This is a genomic window from Kitasatospora sp. NPDC001175 (assembly GCF_053598215.1).
In genome coordinates this window covers 1-1,810 of sequence record NZ_JBSFJU010000202.1, presented here as the reverse complement: position 1 = coordinate 1,810, position 1,810 = coordinate 1, and the positions used below count along the sequence as shown (strand labels likewise).

Genomic DNA, 1,810 nt, shown 5'->3' with positions numbered 1-1,810 from the left:
AGTTCGGCGGCCTGGCATTCGCCGGCCTGGGCATCGGCCTCGTCGTGGCCGCCCGCTCCTACGCCGCCCGTACCCACCCCGTCTGTGCCAGCGCCGCGGCAACGGAGAGGCCCAAGTAGCCGGGTACCGGAATGTCAGCTTCCCGCTGGCGATCAATGAGCAGCTGGCCGTCGGCGCCGCCGGCCTCCCCCGCGCGGAATACGGGATCGAACAGGGCAGGGTCGCTGGCGTCGACCATGATCTTCACGCATTCCGGAATGGCAGCGGGCGCGGGGCCAGGTTTGACATGGACGGAAAGTTCGTCGGATTCGTATGAGAACCCAGGGAGATCGCCGATGTCGGTAATTCGAGAGTTCAAGGGCGCCACGATCGAAATCACCTCGTTCGCTGACATCGTCGGAGAGTGCGAGACCCTTGAATTCAGCACGCTTCTGCCAGCGTGGAGACTTGACATGGCCGTGACTCAGCCGGAGAACGATCCGCAGAGATCCGCTACGAAGGCGTAGCAGGGCGGCGAGCAGCTACGCGCCCTGTGGCCGCTGCGAGAAGTGCCTGCCGGCGATGGACGGTGCGGGTGACCGCCTGCCCTCTGCCCGCACTGAGAGGAGCCGGTCGTGATGCGCTGGCTGGTGCTTGCCGCGGTGGTCGCCCCGGCGTGGATGTTCGCGGTCGTGTGCTGCGTGGCGGTCTGCCGCGGCAACCGGGCCGCCGACCAGGCCGCCGCTGAACGGGCCGCAACCAACGCCGTAATCGCGGCCATGGAGCGGCAGTTCGCAGAGAGGATCGAGCCGTGACCATCCAGCACGATGCTGCGCTGCGCGCCATGCTCCAGACTGCCGACCGGCACCGGATCCCGGTGAACGTCCGGCAGGTGGGCTGCTCCTCGCCGCTGCTGCCGAGCACCTCCAGGTCGATCGGTCCGCGCTGGCCGAGGCCCCTCGCGCTCCGCAGTCTGGCTGGGTTCCGGCCGAGCGGACGGCGGCTGCCCCGCGGTCGCTGGTGACCGGCGGCTGGCCGCTGACCTACCTCGCGCCGCGCGTGCGGAAGCCGCCCGCGGAGCTGAGCGCGTTGATGCGGCGGCGCCCGAATGTGACGGCCCGTACGGAGGCGGCTGTGCTGGCCCTGGAGACGGAGCTGCGCGGTGTGGATCCGGTGGCTGCTGGTGTGCCGGCGCTGGCGGCGCGGAAGGCGCGGAATTGGGCGCAGCGCGAGGGTTGGGGTCGTCAGGCCGGAGAGCGTGCGGCGTGAGCTGCCCGGACGACTACCTCGATGACCTGTGGGACGAGACCTCGACCTCGACGCGCCGCCTCTGAACGATGACCCGGTGGATCCCCGCCGGCACCTGTACCACCGCGGCCGGTGGCGGCCGATCGATGTCGGCCCCGCAATCGACGACTACCAACCGCACCAACCGTCCAGCAACCAGGAGGAAGCCATGACCAAGCAATAGTTCGACGAGTCCCGCTGCGCCGCGGTCGCCGGGCTGCACCACTGCGGCGACCCGGAGCAGGACCACCTGATCGACGAGATCCAGCACCCGGAGACCTGCGAGGCGCTGTACGAGATACCGGCCGGAGTGGCGCGGCAGGCTGCTTGAACCGCCAGCCCGCTCGGTGTTCGCCGGGCGGGCATGACGCCCGACCCCACGGTCGCTAGCGTCCGGCACAGCGCCGGCTCGGGATCCGTCTGGCGACGCGGCGTTCATGGCATCGACAGCGTGCTGTTTGTGCCTGTGGGTATGGCGAGGGCCCGGCTGTCGCGCGGGTGGGCGCCGGGTTCCACGGCTCCGGGGGTGGTCGGCTGCTCGTCA

4 protein-coding genes are annotated in these 1,810 nt (G+C 70.2%); 2 read left to right on the top strand and 2 right to left on the bottom strand.

Annotated features, from left to right (window positions below; all coding sequences use genetic code 11):
- Nucleotides 1-58: 58 nt before the first annotated feature.
- Nucleotides 59-394 (bottom strand): hypothetical protein, encoded by a 336-nt coding sequence (locus ACWDAK_RS41140; RefSeq protein WP_427396345.1) that lies wholly within the window; start codon nucleotides 392-394, stop codon nucleotides 59-61.
- A 223-nt stretch (nucleotides 395-617) separates the two neighbouring features.
- Here ACWDAK_RS41140 and ACWDAK_RS41135 point away from each other — a divergent pair, with 223 nt between their 5' ends.
- Both ACWDAK_RS41135 and ACWDAK_RS41130 read left to right on the top strand, forming a co-directional pair.
- Entirely contained in the window at nucleotides 618-794 is a 177-nt protein-coding gene (locus ACWDAK_RS41135) for a hypothetical protein (RefSeq protein WP_427396346.1), read from the top strand.
- Complete coding sequence (locus tag ACWDAK_RS41130; protein ID WP_427396347.1) at nucleotides 791-1,003, top strand: hypothetical protein; 213 nt, start codon at nucleotides 791-793, stop codon at nucleotides 1,001-1,003. Before ACWDAK_RS41135 ends, ACWDAK_RS41130 begins: the two co-directional genes overlap by 4 nt.
- A 258-nt stretch (nucleotides 1,004-1,261) precedes the next feature.
- Here ACWDAK_RS41130 and ACWDAK_RS41125 read toward each other — a convergent pair whose 3' ends face one another.
- Nucleotides 1,262-1,537, bottom strand: a complete 276-nt coding sequence (locus ACWDAK_RS41125; RefSeq protein WP_427396348.1) for a hypothetical protein — start codon at nucleotides 1,535-1,537, stop codon at nucleotides 1,262-1,264.
- Nucleotides 1,538-1,810 lie beyond the last annotated feature (273 nt).